Source organism: Halomarina oriensis (assembly GCF_009791395.1).
Lineage (GTDB): Archaea > Halobacteriota > Halobacteria > Halobacteriales > Haloarculaceae > Halomarina > Halomarina oriensis.
The window spans coordinates 20,099-34,697 of record NZ_WSZK01000024.1 but is presented as its reverse complement, the minus strand read 5'-3'; the positions used below and the strand labels follow the sequence as shown (position 1 = coordinate 34,697).

Below are 14,599 nucleotides of genomic sequence, written 5' to 3'. Positions count from 1 at the left end.
CCCTTTTGTCGGCCGTTCGTGAACGGAGAGCCATGACTCTCAGCACCCGATTCACCGACGCCTTCGGCGTGGCCCACCCGGTCGCACAGGCCCCCGTCGGGAGCGTCACCTGCCCCGACCTCGCGGCGACCGTCTCGTCGGCGGGAGGCCTCGGGAGTCTCGCCGTGACGTGGCACTCGCCCGAGGCGACCGAACGCGCCATCGAGGAGACGCGTTCCTCGACCGACGCACCGTTCGCGGTCAACCTCGTCCTCGACGACGCGACGACGCGGTATCCGACCGACGAGCAGCTCGCGGCGTGTCTCGACGCCGGTGCGCCGGTCGTCGCGTTCTCCTTCGGCGACCCAGCCCCGTACGTCGAGCGAGTGCACGAGGCCGGAGCGCTGGCGGTCACGATGGTCGGGACGCCCGCGGACGCCCGGTCTGCGGCCGAGGCTGGCGTCGACGCCGTCGTCGCACAGGGTGCGGAGGCGGGCGGCCACCTCGACAGCGAGACGTCGACGCTGGCGCTCGTCCCACGGGTCGTCGACGCGGTGGACGTCCCCGTCCTCGCGGCGGGTGGTATCGTCGACGGTCGGGGCGTCGCCGCCGCACTGGCGCTCGGGGCCGACGGCGCGTACCTCGGGACGCGGTTCGTCGCCACGGCCGAGGCGCTGAGCCACCCGGCCTACCGTGACCGACTGCTCGACGCGGACGGGACCGAGACGGTCCGAACCGACTGTTTCGACGGTGGGTGGCCCGGCCGGGACCACCGCGTGCTGCGGAACTCGACGGTCGAGGAGTGGGAGGCGGCGGGACGCTCACCCCGCGGAGAGCGGCCGAACGAGGGTGAGGTGGTCGCTCGCGTCGGCGAGTACGACGTCGAACGCTACGACGACGACCCACCGCTGTCCGCGACGGAGGGCGACGTCGAAGCGATGGCGCTCTACGCCGGACAGGGCGTCGGCGCTATCGAGGACGTCCCGTCGGCCAGCGCGGTGGTCGGGCGACTCGTGACCGAGGCCGAGACGGCCGTCGAGCGACTTTCGGAAGACTGAGGCCGCGTCACGGACTCGGCTCAGAACCCCGTGACCCACATCAACCGCGAAGAGGTCGAACGGCGACGCGAGCGACTGCTGGAGGAGTACGGCCGTGACGGCGTCGAACTGGTCGAGAAACGGTGGAAGTCGTCGCCGGAGGAGTTCGACGAGTTCGCCGAACAGTCCCGCGCGGGCTACATCGGCGGCGCGTACTGCTGGGTGACACGCACGGCCGAGCAGTTCGCCGCGCTCACCCAGTCGATGCCCGAGGCGGCGTCTCCAGACAGCGACGAAGAACGCGCGCTGCTGATTCTCGGTCGCGCTGACAACGGGTGGGGCGTCCCCGGTGGTGGGCAGGAGGACGACGAAACGTTCGAGGAGGCGGCCGTCCGCGAGGTCCGAGAGGAGACGGATGTCGACTGCGAGGTGACGGACCTCTTTCGCCTCGAACGCGTCGAACGCCACTGCACCGACCCCGACGACGACCGGGTGAACCACATGCTGTACGTCTTCTTCGACGCCGACTACGCCGGGGGCGAGATTCGAATCCAACCGGGCGAACTCCACGGTGCGGCGTGGTTCGGCGAGGCTCCCGAGCGATTGCACCCTGCGACCGAACCGAAAGCGAAGGAGTGGTTCGGCGAACGACGCGTTCGGTGACCGAGAGCGGGCCGGACGGGTCGCTTACCGCTTGCCGTGGCCCTTCTTCTTGCCCTTCCCGTTGGCGTTGCCGTTCCCGTTGCTCGCGCCGTTGCGTCGGCCCTGGCAACCGGGTACGCCGGGGCCGCCGCGTGCGCCCTTGTACTCGGTCTGGGCGTCGTAGGCGTCGAACAGGCGGAACCAGGTGTCGAACGCCGAGGTCGTGACGACCGAGGGGTCCTCGTTGACGTTGTTCGTCGCGTCCGTGACGGCCGCGCCGAGACGGAGGTCCGTACAGAGCGCCTCCGCGACGGCGTTGAGGTTCTCGCGGGCGCTCTGTGGCACGTCACCGCCGAGCAGGAGCACCGCGCCGCCGTCGTCGCGGAACGACTGGAGCGCGGCGAGTTCGGCCTCCGAGAGCGGTTCGGCGGGCGCGGTGAGCACGTAGACGCTGGCCCGCGAGAGCAGTTCCGCGCCGAACCCCTCGTCGATATCGTTGACGCCCTGCAGACCGAGGCCGACGCCTTCGAGGTACCGCTTGTAGTAGGCGGCGTCCTCCGCCGAGAGCGCGTAGCCCGCACCGAACTGACCGTGACCGCCGTCGATGACGGGCACGCCCTCGCGGGCCGAAAGCCGGTCGGCGAGATTGGTGAGGAACGCGAAGTTACCGTACTCGCTGGTGTCGACCGGGTAGTCCTCTTCGGCCTCGTAGGACTCGTCGACGAACGGCGACCCGACCATCGCCACGCGGGCGTGCTGGTCGATACCGACGAGCGGTGCGTTCGGCGTCGAGGCGGACTCGCTCGACCGGACGGGGACGCGCTTGTCGAGACGCCCCGTCGAACTCTCGACGCTCGCCGCACGCGGGAAGAACAGCGACTCGACGTCGTCGTTGCGAATCTCGGGCGCGGGCAGTTCGCTGCCGGCCCAGAGACCCTTCCGGGCGGCACGGGCCTCGAACTCCGCGGCGAGGAGTGCGTCGTGGCGGCCCAGTCCGGAGTCGTAGACGCGGGCGAAGCCGTCGGCGACGACCTGGCGGTTGTAGAGCGTGTCACGCGACCCCGAATCGTCGGCGTCGTAGGTGAGGTAGCCCAGTACGCGGCCGAACTCGTCGCGGACGGGTTCGTTCTCGTCGAAGGTGAGGTCGACCGTGTCACCGGGGGTGAGTTCACCCTGCGCGTACTCGGTCGCGGCGAGGCCCTGCTCCTGGAGGTAGTCGAGCGACTCGATGCCCTCCCACTCCTGGGTGCGCTCGGCGAACGCGGCGCTGGGCTTCTCGGGCGTGTCGATGCCGAGGACGCGGATGGCCTCCTCCTGCCCGCCCTCGAACTCGACGTCGACGGTGTCGCCGTCGGTGACCTCGACGACGTCGACGGCGTAGGTCGCCTCGCGGTCGAGTTCGAAGCCGAGTCCGTCGCGGTCGGTGAAGTAGTCGAACGCGGTGGTGTTGAAGTTCGAAGTGACCGGGATGAAGTCGGGGCCGACGTTGTTCTCGGCGTCGAGCACCTGGTCGTCGTTGAACCGGAACGGTGCGTCGACGGCGGCCGCTATCTCGTTGCTGTTGTCCGTCGCGTCGAAGTTCCGGAAGTCGGACTGGTCGAACAGCAGGAGCGTGCCGCCGTCGTCGACGAACGACGCGACGGCGTCGAGTTCGGCGGCGGTGAACGCCTCGCTCGGCGAGGTGACGACGGCGACGTCGGCGTCGGGCAGGTCCGCCGCGAGCGTCTCCGTCCAGTTCACGTCGTAGCCGTTGTCTTCGGCGTAGCCGAGGAACGCCTCGAACCTCCACGGGCCGTAGAACTGGTCGTGGCCGAAGTCGAACGCGATGGTGCCCGACCCGCCGGTCTCGGCGTCGAGGACGTTGAGGAGGAACTCCTCGTTGCCGTAGTTGAAGTTCGTATCGTTCTGTCCGATGGGTGCGCCGAAGCCGACGACACCGCCCGCACTCGTGACGAGCGGAATCGGCGTCCCGTCGGGGTACTCGACGAAGCCGTCGTTCGCGTTCCCGTCCTCGTTGACGTTGAACGCCGTCGGTTCGGCCCACATCGCTACGACCGAGTCGTCGGTCAGCGGTTCGCCGTCCGCGTCCAGGATGCTCGCCGTCGAATCGAACATCAGCGGCTGGATGACGTCCGCGGACTGTGCGAACGCGGTCGGAACGGTGGTCGCGCCGAGCGTTGCCGCGCCCGTCGCGCCGAGCGCCGTCAGGAAGGTACGTCGTCGCATTGACAGTCGACCGTCCGAGGATTACCCACTACTATCTTTCGTTTATGTTTCGTGGTTGATATAGAGCGCTATAGATGTCGTCGGATGTCAGTGCTCGGCGACGAACTCGACGAGGACGCCGCCCGTCGATGCGGGGTGACAGAACGCCACCTCGTGGCCCCACGCGCCGGGGCGAGGCTCCTCGTCGATGAGTTCGACACCGGCGTCGCGCGCACGCTGGAGCGTCCGGGGCATGTTCTGCGTTTCGAGGGCGAGGTGGTGGATGCCAGACCCGTTATCGTCGAGGTAGCGCTGGATGGTTCCCTCCCCGGTCGGTTCGAGGAGTTCGAAGTAGCCGTTCCCGACGTCGAGAAACCGAACGTACAACTCCCCGAACATCTCCTCGTGGACGACGCGCGTCTCGAACAGCGTCGAGAACAGCGACGCCAGCGCGTCCGCGTCGGTCGTGGCGATACCCGCGTGGTGGAACTGCATACCCGGACTGCGGCGGGCGTCGTAGAAAGGTTCCCGGTTCCCCGGACCGGTCGACCGATGATAAGCAAGCATCCGATACTTGTCTCGAACCCTGCCAGTTCGGATAGCGCAAATGAGACGCACGACGGGACGTTTCGACGCGGCTTCGTATCGCACTGCAGAGCTTCGGGGCGGTCGATGGCGACGCTGACCGACCCGCTAATCCTGACGATGGCAGGGTACGCCGTCGCCACTCTCCTCGTCGCGTGGTGGGGCGGCCGCGGTGCGGGGTCCGGGTACGTCGAGTTCACGCTCGCGGGCCGGGACCTCGGCCTCCCCGTCTACATGATGACCTACTTCGCCACGTTCGCGGGAGGCGGCCTCACGATGGGGGTGGCCCAGCGCGCGTTCACGGCGGGCATCAGTGCGCAGTGGTACGCGATGGCACAGGGACTCGCGTGGATGAGCATCACCGTCCTCATCGGCTTTCTCTACGCGTTCGACGTCGTCAGTGTCCCGGAACTGCTGGGCCGGGTGTTCGGCGACTACACGAAGTACTTCGCGGCGCTGTTCACCGTCGTCGGGCAGGTGGCGCTGACGACCGGCCAGACCATCGGGATGGCCTCGATCATCGCCACCGTCACCGACATCCCGTTGGGAATCGCGTTCTGGGCGAGCGTGGTCGTCTTCATCGCCATCACGTTGTACGGCGGGATGGGGTCGGTCGCGTACGCGGACACCCTCCACGGCGTCCTCATCATCGTCGGGATGTTCGTCGCCATCCCGATCGCGGTGTCGAACGCGGGCGGTGTCGGGACCATCGCCGCGAACGTCCCATCGGGTCACACCAACTGGTTCGGCGTCGGGTTGATACAGATCGGCTCGTGGTACCTGATGTACCTCACCGTCGCCGGTGCCCAACAGCAGATGCTCCAGCGCACGTGGTCGGCACGCAGCAAGCGCGTCGCCATCCTCGGGACGTTCATGGCGGGCGCGGTCATCACGGGGTACGGCATCCTCACCGCCACCGCCGGGATGATCGCCAGCGCACAGGGTGCGCAGATCGAATCTTCGATGGCGTTCGCGTGGACGCTGGCGAACACGCTCCCGCCCGTCGTCGCCGGCCTCCTGCTGGCGGCGGCCGTCGGGTCGGTCATGAGCGGGGCCGACTCCTTCCTGCTCGCCGGTGCGACGACGTTCGTCAACGACCTCTACGTCCCACTGCGAGGGGGGCAGGAGGACCTCTCGGACGCTCACCTCGTGGGGGTGACACGCGCGACCATCCTCGGGTTCGGTCTCCTCGCCGCGACGATAGCGTACAGCGGCATCGACATCATCGCCATCAACACCCTCGGGATGGGCATCATGTCGGTGCTGTTCGCGGGCATCGTCAGCATGCTGTGGAGCGGGACGACACGGGAGGCCGGCCTCCCGGGGTTCGTCGTCGGCGGTGTCGTGTTCGTCGTCTGGGCGTTCGTCCTCGGCGAACCGGCACTGTTCGGTGAGGGAACCCTCGAATCCGCCGTCCCCGCGACGGCCGCCGCGCTGGTGACCATCCTGGGACTGAGCTACGCCGGCTACGGCGAGACGTTCGATCTCGACACCGTCCGCGAACGGGCCCGCGCGGACAAAGAGGCCGCGCGCCGCTCGCGCGTGACTCCAGAGGACGACTGACGGGCGAGGACGAAGAACGCGGCGGCGAGGGGAGAGACGACCACGAGTTCTCGGAGCGAGCGGGCGCGACCCGTTCAGGCGCTCCGATGTTCGCCGAAGACGTCGCGCATCGCGTCGCAGATCTCGCCCGTCGTCGCGTACGCCTTCACCGCGTCGACGATGTACGGCATCACGTTCTCGCCGTCCTCACAGGCCCCGCGCAGGGCGTCGAGACGCTCCTCGGCGGCCGCGTCGTCGCGCCCGTCGCGCATCGTGTCGAGGCGTTCGAGTTGCCGCTGTTCGTCCTCCTCGTCGACCTCCGCGAGGTCGTCCTCGTCGACCTCCTCCTCGCTCTCGAAGCGGTTGACGCCGACGATGACGCGCTCTTCTTCCTCGATTTCGCGCTGGCGCTCGAAGGCGACGTCCTGAATCTGGCGCTGGACCCACTGGTCCTCGATGGCCTGGCGCATCCCGCCGCGGTCGTCGATGTCGTCGATGAGCGCCTCGGCCTCGGCCTCCAGTTCGTCGGTCAGCGACTCGACGTAGTAGCTGCCCGCGAGCGGGTCGATGGTGTCCGCCGCGCCCGACTCGTGGGCCAGAATCTGCTGGGTGCGGAGCGCCGTGCGGACGGACTCCTCGGTCGGGAGGCTCAGCGCCTCGTCTTTCCCGTTGGTGTGGAGGCTCTGGGTGCCGCCGAGGACGGCCGCGAGCGCCTGATAGGCCACGCGGACGACGTTGTTCTCTATCTGCTGGGCGGTGAGCGTCGACCCCGCGGTCTGGGTGTGGAACTTCAACTGGAGGGATTTGGGGTCCTCCGCGCCGAACCGTTCTTTCATGATACGGGCCCAGAGACGGCGGGCGGCCCGGAACTTCGCCACCTCCTCCAGGATGTTGTTGTACGACGCGAAGAAGAACGAGAGCTGTGGCGCGAAGTCGTCGACGTCCTGACCGGCCTCGATGGCCGACTCGACGTACTCGATGCCGTCGGCGAGCGTGAACGCGACCTCCTGTGCCGCGGTCGACCCGGCCTCCCGGATGTGGTACCCCGAGATGGAGATGGTGTTGAAGTTCGGCACCTCCTCCGCGCAGAACTCGAAGATGTCCGTGATGACGCGCATCGACGGTCCGGGCGGGAAGATGAACGTGTTGCGCGCGGCGTACTCTTTCAGGATGTCGTTCTGGATGGTCCCGCGCAGTTCCTCGCGGTCGACACCCTGCTCGTCGCCCACCGCGACGTACATCGCTAGCAGCACGCTCGCGGGGGCGTTGATGGTCATGCTCGTCGACACCTCGTCGAGCGGGATGCCGTCGAAGACGGTCTCCATGTCGTCGAGCGAGTCGATGGCGACGCCCGACTTCCCCACCTCGCCGGCGGCCATCGCGTCGTCCGAATCGTACCCCATCTGGGTCGGCAGGTCGAACGCCATCGACAGCCCCGACGAGCCGTTGTCGATGAGATACCGGAACCGCTCGTTGGTCTCCTCGGCGGTACCGAAGCCGGCGTACTGGCGCATCGTCCAGAGTCGCCCGCGGTACATCGTCGGGTACGGCCCGCGCGTGAACGGTTCCTCGCCGGGGAAGCCGAGGTCCTCGTCGTACTCCTTCTCGGCGACGTCGTTCGGGGTGTACAGGCGGTCGACCTCGTGGCCCTCCGTGTCCGTCGTGAACGTCTCCTTGCGCTCGCCGAACCGGTCGAGAGTCGGGCCGAGGGTCTCCGCTTCCCACTCCTCACGTCCTTCACGGATGGCGCGAAGGTCGTCCTCGTCGAACATACCTACCGACTCACGCCGGGCCACTATACCGTTGTCTCCTCGGTGGCGGCGGCGCTGGAGCGACGACCGCTCGTCGCTCACCCACGCCGTTCGCTCTCCGTGGTTCTCACTGTCGTTCGAATCTCCCTACTCACGGCTCACTCCGTTCACCGTTCGCTGCTCCGCGGTTCTCACTGTCGTTCGAACCGCGCTACTCGTCGACCAGCGCGTCCAGCAGCGTCTCCAACTCGTAGGACCCCAGCGCGCGGGCGTCCTCGTGGATGGCGTCGATGACGAACGTCGAGTTGGTTCGCTCGACCCGTGGGACGTGCTCGAAGTCGTCGATGAGTCGCCCCACCTGGTCGGCGTCGGGGAGACGAGCGATGGCGATGAAGTCCGTCTCGCCCATCGTCGAGAACAGCTGTGTGACACCCTCGATAGCGAGGATGTCGCTCTCGACCACGTCCCGCTCGTCGAGGTCCGCGAGGATTTCGACGAACACCGTCACCCCCAGACCGACCGCTTCGAGGTCGAGGTCGTAGAGGTCGTTCGTGATGACGCCCTCGTCGCGCAGGTTGTTCAGCCGGTAGTGAATCGTCGACACCGGGATGTCAGTCTCCTCGTGAAGTGCCTCGGGGCTCCCGGTCCCGAGGTCGGCGATGGCCCGCAGCAGGCGCACGTCGCGCTCGTCCATGCCCCTCGCTCGTCACGAGGGACCAACTAACCACCGGGAGTACGCCAGCCGACGACGTCTGAATCAACCCCGGTTCAGTTTCACATCGTTTTCGACGCATCGACTACAACTATCAGATCGTATACTACATAATCCTTCTACCTATACTAAATCTGTTGTAGAAGGGTTTAACTACGGGCGTCAGTGAGATTGGAGTAGAAACCAATGGTCCGCGATACTCTTTGGAAGATTCTTCCAAGTACACCGTTCCTGTTCGTACTGCTCGCCACTTTCTGGGGGACGTCGTTCGTCGCCATCGAGGTGGGTCTCCACCACGTCCCGCCGATGCTGTTCGCGGCGCTGCGCTACGACCTCGCCGGGCTCGTCGTGCTCGGCTACGCGGCGTACACCACCGACCGCTGGCGGCCCCGTGGCCGCGACGAGTGGGCGGTCACGCTCGTCGCGGGCGCGTTCATCATCGCGGGCTACCACGGTCTGCTCTATCTGGGCGAACTCTACGTCTCCGGAGCCATCGCTGCCGTCATCGTCTCGCTCTCTCCGGTCCTGACCGTCGCGTTCGCGGCGCTCGTCCTCCGGGAGGGTCGTATCGAGGGCCTCGGCGTGCTGGGACTAGCGTTCGGCTTCGTCGGCGTCGTCCTCGTGGCGAACCCCGACCCCGGCGCGCTGGGGTCAAGCGCGACGGGCATCGCGCTGGTGTTCTTCGGCGGTGCCAGCTTCGCGCTCGGGGCCGTCCTGACCCGGCCGTTCGACACCGACCTCCCCATCGCCACGATGGAGGGCTGGGCGATGGTACTGGGTGCGGCGATGCTCCACGTCGCGGGCGCGGCCCGCGGCGAGACGCTCGCACAGGTCCACCTCACGCCGACCGCCGTGGCGTCGTTCCTCTACCTGACACTCGTCTCGGGGGTCGTCGCGTTCCTGCTCTACTTCGAGTTGCTGGACCGCGTCGGTCCGACCGAACTCAACCTCATCGGCTACCTCGAACCCGTCGTCGCCGCGCTGATGAGTTGGCTGGTGCTCGGGGAGTTCGTCGACGTGGCGACGGCGACGGGATTCGCCGCCATCTTCCTCGGGTTCGCCCTCCTGAAGCGTGACACGCTGGCGGACCTCACCGCGCGCGTCGTCGGTGAGCGGTCCCGGTCGTACACGTAGAGACGCTCGTCCGGGCCCTCAGCGCCCCGTGTCGTACTTGTAGGTCGCCTCGTCCGGGTCGATGCCGAACTCCTCGGCGTCGGGGTCCGGTTCCGGGTCGTGCTGTTCGGCGGCGACCTTGAACCGCTCGCGCAGGCGTTCGGGCATCCGGAACCGCTCCGTGTCGAGGTGCATCCCGATGGCCTCGGGCGTCGTCGTCTCGCGTTTCTCGTCGAGACGCTCACGGAGGACCTCCGGGAGGTGCTCGCGTTCGACCGCCCGGAAGCCGAACTGCGAGAGGTAGTTGGGCCGGTCGGTCAGCGCGTAGACGTCCTCGAACCCCTGGTTCGTGGCCGTCGTCACGAGTCGTTCGACGACGTGGGCACCGACGCCCTGGCCGCGCCACCCGTCGAGGACGCCGATGCTCGTCAGTTCACAGGTCTCGGTCGCGTCCTCGTCGTCCGGCGTGTGGATGCGGAACCGACCGAACCCCGCCTTGACGTTCGACTCCTCGTCGACGGCGACCACGTAGTCACGGGACCGAAACGACTGCCCGTCGAGCCCCATCGCCTCGATGTGGTCGAGCAGCCACACCTCCTCTCGGTTTTTCGCGTCCCTGAGGTACATGCGGGACGGTTGTCTCGGCAACGGCAAAAACGTTCTCCGCCGTCGGAATCGACCGGCCGAGCGACGACGGCGGGCCTCGGGCCGAGACAAGTTACTTGTCGTCGGGCGGAGCACTGCGGGACATGAGCAGCCTACCGGACCTCGACGAAGTGGTGTACGACCCCGACCGGGAGACGGTCGAGTCGACGAACGTCTACGAGTTCATGCAGGACCACGGTATCGAGGACTACGACGAACTCGTCGAGCGCTCGCAGGACGTCGAGTGGTTCTGGGACCGCCTCCCCGACTACCTCGGTGTCGAGTTCTACGAGGAGTACGACGAACTCCGGGACACGACGGACGGGCCGCAGTTCACCGACTGGTACGTCGGCGGCGAACTCAACGTCGCGCACAACACCGTCGACCGCCACGCCGCCGTCGACAGCGAGCGACGCAACACCGTCGCCACCATCTGGGAGGGCGAGGACGGGGAGGTCCGGGAGGTCACCTACCACGAACTCCGCCGCCAGACCGACAGAGTCGCCAACTACCTCGAATCGGTCGGCGTCGGCACCGGCGACACCGTCGGCCTCTACATGCCGATGGTGCCCGAAGTCGTCTCCATCCTCTACGGCTGTTTCAAGGTCGGTGCCGTCGCCGTTCCCATCTTCTCCGGGTTCGGCGTCGACGCCACCGCGACCCGCATCGCCGACTCGGAGTGCTCGGTGCTGTTCACGGGCGACGGCTTCCTCCGACGCGGGTCGAACGTCGTGCTGAAAGACACCGCCGACGAGGCCATCGCGGAGGCGGGCCACGTCGAACACACGGTCGTCTTCGACCGATTAGGTTCCCGGTCGGACAGCGGCGACGTGACGATTCCGTTCGACGACTCGCGTGACCAGTGGTGGGCCGACGCCGTCGAGACACAGGACGACGAGTACGACACGAAGTCCCTCGACTCGGGCCAGGAGTCGATGCTGCTCTACTCGTCGGGGACGACGGGGAAACCGAAGGGCATCGTCCACACCCACGCGGGCGTCCAGATGCAGTGTGCGAAGGAGCTGTACTTCGGCTTCGACCACCAGGACTCGGACCGCTTCTTCTGGGTCTCGGACATCGGCTGGATGATGGGACCGTGGACGCTCATCGGCAACCACACGTTCGGCGGCACGGTGTTCATGTACGAGGGCGCACCGGACTACCCCGAACCCGACCGTTTCTGGGAGATGATCGACCGCCACGACCTCTCGGTGTTCGGCATCTCCCCCACCGCGATTCGGGCGCTCCGCAAACAGGGTGACGAGTGGCTGGAGGGCTACGACCTCTCCTCGCTCCGGATGCTCGGAAGCACGGGCGAACCGTGGGACCCCGAGTCCTGGATGTGGTTCTACGAGCACGTCGGCAACGGCGAGACACCCATCATCAACATCTCCGGTGGCACCGAGATCTGTGGCTGTTTCCTCATGCCGTTGCCGGGGATGCCGCTCAAGCCGTGTACGCTCGGGAAACCCGGCCTCGGGATGAACGTCGACATCGTGAACGCCGAGGGCGAGTCGGTCGCGGACGACCACGAACGCGGGTTCCTCGTCGCGCGTGACTCCAGTCCGTCGATGACGAAGTCGCTGTGGGAGGGCGACGAGCGCTACCTGAACACCTACTGGAGCAGCTTCGAGGACCCGCCGATGTGGGACCACGGCGACTGGGCACAGCAAGACGAGGACGGGTTCTGGTTCCTCCACGGCCGCGCGGACGACGCGCTCAACGTGGCCGGACGGAAGGTCGGTCCCGCGGAGGTCGAGGGCGCACTCATCGACCACGAGTCGGTCAACCAGGCCGCCGCCATCGGTGCGCCCGACGACACCACCGGAACCGCCGTCGTCGCCTACGTCATCCTGGACGCGGGCTACGAGGAGAGCGAGCGCCTGCGCGACGAACTGCGCGAGCAGGTCGGCGCGGAACTGGGCAAGCCGTTTCGCCCACGCGAGGTGCTGTTCGTCGACGAGTTCCCGAAGACGCAGTCGGGGAAGATCATCCGGCGGGCCATCCAGGCCGCCTACACTGGCGAGGACCTCGGCGACATGAGTTCCATCGAGAATCCCGAGGCCCTGGAGAACGTCGAGGACGCACGGTAACCGTCTGACGGACCGGATGATCGGAAACCGGTGAGGTTCGCCCGTCGTGGGCGCTCACGGTCACTCCGGTCGGCTGTCTTTCCCGGTGTTGACGTACCGGAGACACTGGCCCTGGTTGCGGAACCCGAACGTCTCCCAGCCACCGTTCTTGCAGTCCGCTTTCGTCTCGGCGTCGCAGTCGACCGCGAACGGCGTCCAGTCGAAGTCCCAGTCACGTTCGCCGCCGAGGGCGAGTCGGACTTCGACCAGTTCGGCCGCCGCGAGCGTCTCGGTGGCGACGACGGGAGCGGGGTCGCCGCGGCCATCGACACTGACACCGGGGTAGATGACGCTCCCAGTGACGACAGGGTGGGGAGACGTCGCGGCGGCCGGCGTCACGCCGTCGATTCGGTACTCGAAGTACGCAAGGGAGTTCGTCCCGTTGACGAACCGGAGCGTCACCTCGCAGTTTCCGTCCTCGACCAGTTCGACGTACGGGAACCCGTTCGCTCGATTGTTCGCGTTCGTACTCGGGAACGAGTAGCTCGTCTGACTGGCAGCGGTGCCGACGCCCAGCATCGTCGCCGTGCCCAGCAGGGCCGTGTTGCGGAGCAGTCGGCGTCGAGAGATACCGTCCATCGGGTCGGGTAGTCGTGTCATGTGTTCGGTCACCCCGAAGGGAAACGACAGTGATACTTCAGCCGACATAACACTTTTTCACAGCGTACAGCAGGACGAGCGAGGGAATCATCCGACGGCGTCGGACCGTCGACCGACCGAGCGATTACGGCAGCACCGACCCCGGAGCGACGACGCTCGACTCGGGCGCATCGCCGTCGCTCACCGCGCGGTCACCGACCGTCTCGTCGTCGGGGAGGAGTATCGACCCGCCGGCGAGTAGCGGCGCGACGAGACCCGCCGCGACGGTGCCGGGACGAGAGAACGGCGCACGGACCGCGACGGTGTCCGACGCGGTCAGGCCCCACTCGTCCACGACCCGGCCAGCGGCGTCGAGCACGGTGGCGTGGCTGTACGCTCCGTCGTCGGTACGCAGGAGCACGTCCCGCGGCGCGACACGGTCCGGGGGTTCGGTCGGGTTCTCGCTCCACACGTCGCGTTCGAAGTACGCGACGGTCGGGTCGTCGGGGGCGTCCCCGAACGCGACACGCTGTGTGCCGGGTGGGGCCTCGTACTCCTCGACCCGGTCGAACGGGACGACCAGCGCACGGGCGTCGACGGGTTCGTCGGTCGGTGGGTCGAAGGTGACCGGCGCGCCCAGCAGTGCGGCCCCGTAGAACGACAGCACCGGTTCGGGGGCGTCGACGCCGACCAGCGCGACCCCGCGTCCCGAGCGGACTCCCAGGTGACGCAGGAAGTTTCCGACCTTCCAGGCGGTCGTGCAGAACCGGCGGTAGTCGTAGGTCCGGCCGAGCGAGGGAACGACGAGTGCCCTGTCGTCGCTCCGGCGCGGGCGCGCGACGAGGTCACCGAGCACGTCCATGAGACGGGTTCGAGCGAGGAGGCTAAATCAGCGACGAACGCGGGATTAGCAACCGCTTACCGCCGACGATGGGTGCAACAGTGTGGGTCAGACCGTCACTGAACCCTCACGCCGTCGGGCGTTTCTTCCACCGTAGCGAGGAGAGATCCCGGACCGGTCGAGGCTCGGTACCGAGTCGCTCGGTAGTCGACAAAAACGGTTCTGAAACGTGGTATTAATTTAAGTCGGATAGTCTTCTAACAGAGAACGATGGCCTCACAGGAACAGTTCGAGAAGAGCGACGAGCGGGGGGCGTCGGTGGAGACGACACAGACGACAGAACGGACGCACATCGAGACGGTGACCGAACCGGTCGTCGAACTCGACGACGCGTCTCTCGGCGAGAGCGACCTGACCGTCACGCAGGGTGACGGCTGGTTGGCCGCTCTCGAACTCAGACCACGCGTCGACTGCGCGTGGGACGGCTTCGAGGACGCACCGTCGGAGGTCGGAGCGACGTTGATGGTCACTCTGGACGACGAGGTGTCGATGGACCCCGTCGCCACGGAACTTCTCCCGTTCGACGGACTCCGTCGCGGGGAGACGACGCTGGAGTTCGACCGGTCTCACGACGTGGTCCGGAACACGTCGCTCGACGCCGTCGACTTCGAGCCAGCGCCACGAGCGACGCAGTCCCGCGTCCGGACGCTCACCGTCCACCTCGTCGTCGACCTCCTCGACGAGACGGGCGTCCCGGTCTGTGGCGACGAGGCGACCACCGAGGTCGACGTCGTCGTCGCACCGGCCGACGAACCGAGCACGAACTGACGAGCGAG

General features: G+C 67.3%; 13 protein-coding genes. 6 read left to right on the top strand and 7 right to left on the bottom strand.

All coding sequences use genetic code 11. The features are described 5' to 3' along the window. Positions 1-32: 32 nt before the first annotated feature. Positions 33-1,037 carry an NAD(P)H-dependent flavin oxidoreductase gene (locus GQS65_RS14325; RefSeq protein ID WP_158205319.1) on the top strand — a complete coding sequence of 335 codons (1,005 nt, stop codon included), beginning with the start codon at positions 33-35 and terminating at the stop codon, positions 1,035-1,037. A gap of 30 nt (positions 1,038-1,067) precedes the next feature. Further along, entirely contained in the window at positions 1,068-1,679 is a 612-nt protein-coding gene (locus GQS65_RS14320) for an NUDIX hydrolase (RefSeq protein ID WP_158205318.1), read from the top strand. 24 nt (positions 1,680-1,703) lie between these two features. Here GQS65_RS14320 and GQS65_RS14315 read toward each other — a convergent pair whose 3' ends face one another. Together GQS65_RS14315 and mce are read right to left on the bottom strand one after the other, a co-directional pair. Then, positions 1,704-3,884 carry a DUF4350 domain-containing protein gene (locus GQS65_RS14315; RefSeq protein WP_158205317.1) on the bottom strand — a complete coding sequence of 727 codons (2,181 nt, stop codon included), beginning with the start codon at positions 3,882-3,884 and terminating at the stop codon, positions 1,704-1,706. An 87-nt stretch (positions 3,885-3,971) separates the two neighbouring features. Then, positions 3,972-4,358: a methylmalonyl-CoA epimerase gene (gene mce / locus GQS65_RS14310; RefSeq protein WP_158205316.1), complete on the bottom strand. Its 387-nt coding sequence runs from the start codon at positions 4,356-4,358 to the stop codon at positions 3,972-3,974. A gap of 177 nt (positions 4,359-4,535) precedes the next feature. On the opposite strand from mce, the gene GQS65_RS14305 reads away from it, so the two are divergent. After that, a complete protein-coding gene (locus GQS65_RS14305) occupies positions 4,536-6,011 on the top strand; it encodes a sodium:solute symporter family protein (protein ID WP_158205315.1) in 1,476 nt (491 codons plus the stop codon). 74 nt (positions 6,012-6,085) lie between these two features. Here the strand turns inward: GQS65_RS14305 and GQS65_RS14300 are convergent, their stop codons facing one another. After that, positions 6,086-7,762 carry an acyl-CoA mutase large subunit family protein gene (locus GQS65_RS14300; RefSeq protein WP_158205314.1) on the bottom strand — a complete coding sequence of 559 codons (1,677 nt, stop codon included), beginning with the start codon at positions 7,760-7,762 and terminating at the stop codon, positions 6,086-6,088. A gap of 190 nt (positions 7,763-7,952) precedes the next feature. Continuing rightward, on the bottom strand, positions 7,953-8,435 hold the full coding sequence (locus GQS65_RS14295) for an Lrp/AsnC family transcriptional regulator (RefSeq protein WP_158205313.1): 483 nt from the start codon (positions 8,433-8,435) through the stop codon (positions 7,953-7,955). 204 nt (positions 8,436-8,639) lie between these two features. Between GQS65_RS14295 and GQS65_RS14290 the strand changes: the two genes are divergently transcribed. Beyond that, the gene (locus GQS65_RS14290; protein ID WP_158205312.1) at positions 8,640-9,587 is read left to right on the top strand and encodes a DMT family transporter; all 948 of its coding nucleotides are present in this window, start codon (positions 8,640-8,642) and stop codon (positions 9,585-9,587) included. Positions 9,588-9,605: 18 nt separating this feature from the next. Here the strand turns inward: GQS65_RS14290 and GQS65_RS14285 are convergent, their stop codons facing one another. Continuing rightward, the gene (locus GQS65_RS14285; protein ID WP_158205311.1) at positions 9,606-10,193 is read right to left on the bottom strand and encodes a GNAT family N-acetyltransferase; all 588 of its coding nucleotides are present in this window, start codon (positions 10,191-10,193) and stop codon (positions 9,606-9,608) included. Between the two features lie 122 nt (positions 10,194-10,315). On the opposite strand from GQS65_RS14285, the gene GQS65_RS14280 reads away from it, so the two are divergent. Next, positions 10,316-12,304, top strand: coding sequence for an AMP-binding protein (locus GQS65_RS14280; protein ID WP_158205310.1), 1,989 nt, complete (start codon positions 10,316-10,318; stop codon positions 12,302-12,304). Positions 12,305-12,364: 60 nt separating this feature from the next. On the opposite strand, the gene GQS65_RS14275 is transcribed toward GQS65_RS14280, so the two are convergent. Both GQS65_RS14275 and GQS65_RS14270 read right to left on the bottom strand, forming a co-directional pair. Next, positions 12,365-12,943: a hypothetical protein gene (locus tag GQS65_RS14275; RefSeq protein ID WP_158205309.1), complete on the bottom strand. Its 579-nt coding sequence runs from the start codon at positions 12,941-12,943 to the stop codon at positions 12,365-12,367. Positions 12,944-13,067: 124 nt separating this feature from the next. Then, a complete protein-coding gene (locus GQS65_RS14270; protein ID WP_158205308.1) occupies positions 13,068-13,784 on the bottom strand; it encodes a hypothetical protein in 717 nt (238 codons plus the stop codon). A 249-nt stretch (positions 13,785-14,033) separates the two neighbouring features. On the opposite strand from GQS65_RS14270, the gene GQS65_RS14265 reads away from it, so the two are divergent. Continuing rightward, complete coding sequence (locus GQS65_RS14265) at positions 14,034-14,591, top strand: hypothetical protein (RefSeq protein WP_158205307.1); 558 nt, start codon at positions 14,034-14,036, stop codon at positions 14,589-14,591. Positions 14,592-14,599 lie beyond the last annotated feature (8 nt).

Excerpts from the sequence above, each read along its gene's own strand:
- GQS65_RS14325 (WP_158205319.1), top strand. The coding sequence starts at position 33 with ATGACTCTCAGCACCCGATTCACCGACGCCTTCGGCGTGGCCCACCCG.
- GQS65_RS14315 (WP_158205317.1), bottom strand. The coding sequence starts at position 3,884 with ATGCGACGACGTACCTTCCTGACGGCGCTCGGCGCGACGGGCGCGGCA.
- mce (WP_158205316.1), bottom strand. The coding sequence starts at position 4,358 with ATGCAGTTCCACCACGCGGGTATCGCCACGACCGACGCGGACGCGCTG.
- GQS65_RS14305 (WP_158205315.1), top strand. The coding sequence starts at position 4,536 with ATGGCGACGCTGACCGACCCGCTAATCCTGACGATGGCAGGGTACGCC.
- GQS65_RS14300 (WP_158205314.1), bottom strand. The coding sequence starts at position 7,762 with ATGTTCGACGAGGACGACCTTCGCGCCATCCGTGAAGGACGTGAGGAG.
- GQS65_RS14295 (WP_158205313.1), bottom strand. The coding sequence starts at position 8,435 with ATGGACGAGCGCGACGTGCGCCTGCTGCGGGCCATCGCCGACCTCGGG.
- GQS65_RS14290 (WP_158205312.1), top strand. The coding sequence starts at position 8,640 with ATGGTCCGCGATACTCTTTGGAAGATTCTTCCAAGTACACCGTTCCTG.
- GQS65_RS14285 (WP_158205311.1), bottom strand. The coding sequence starts at position 10,193 with ATGTACCTCAGGGACGCGAAAAACCGAGAGGAGGTGTGGCTGCTCGAC.
- GQS65_RS14280 (WP_158205310.1), top strand. The coding sequence starts at position 10,316 with ATGAGCAGCCTACCGGACCTCGACGAAGTGGTGTACGACCCCGACCGG.
- GQS65_RS14275 (WP_158205309.1), bottom strand. The coding sequence starts at position 12,943 with ATGACACGACTACCCGACCCGATGGACGGTATCTCTCGACGCCGACTG.
- GQS65_RS14270 (WP_158205308.1), bottom strand. The coding sequence starts at position 13,784 with ATGGACGTGCTCGGTGACCTCGTCGCGCGCCCGCGCCGGAGCGACGAC.
- GQS65_RS14265 (WP_158205307.1), top strand. The coding sequence starts at position 14,034 with ATGGCCTCACAGGAACAGTTCGAGAAGAGCGACGAGCGGGGGGCGTCG.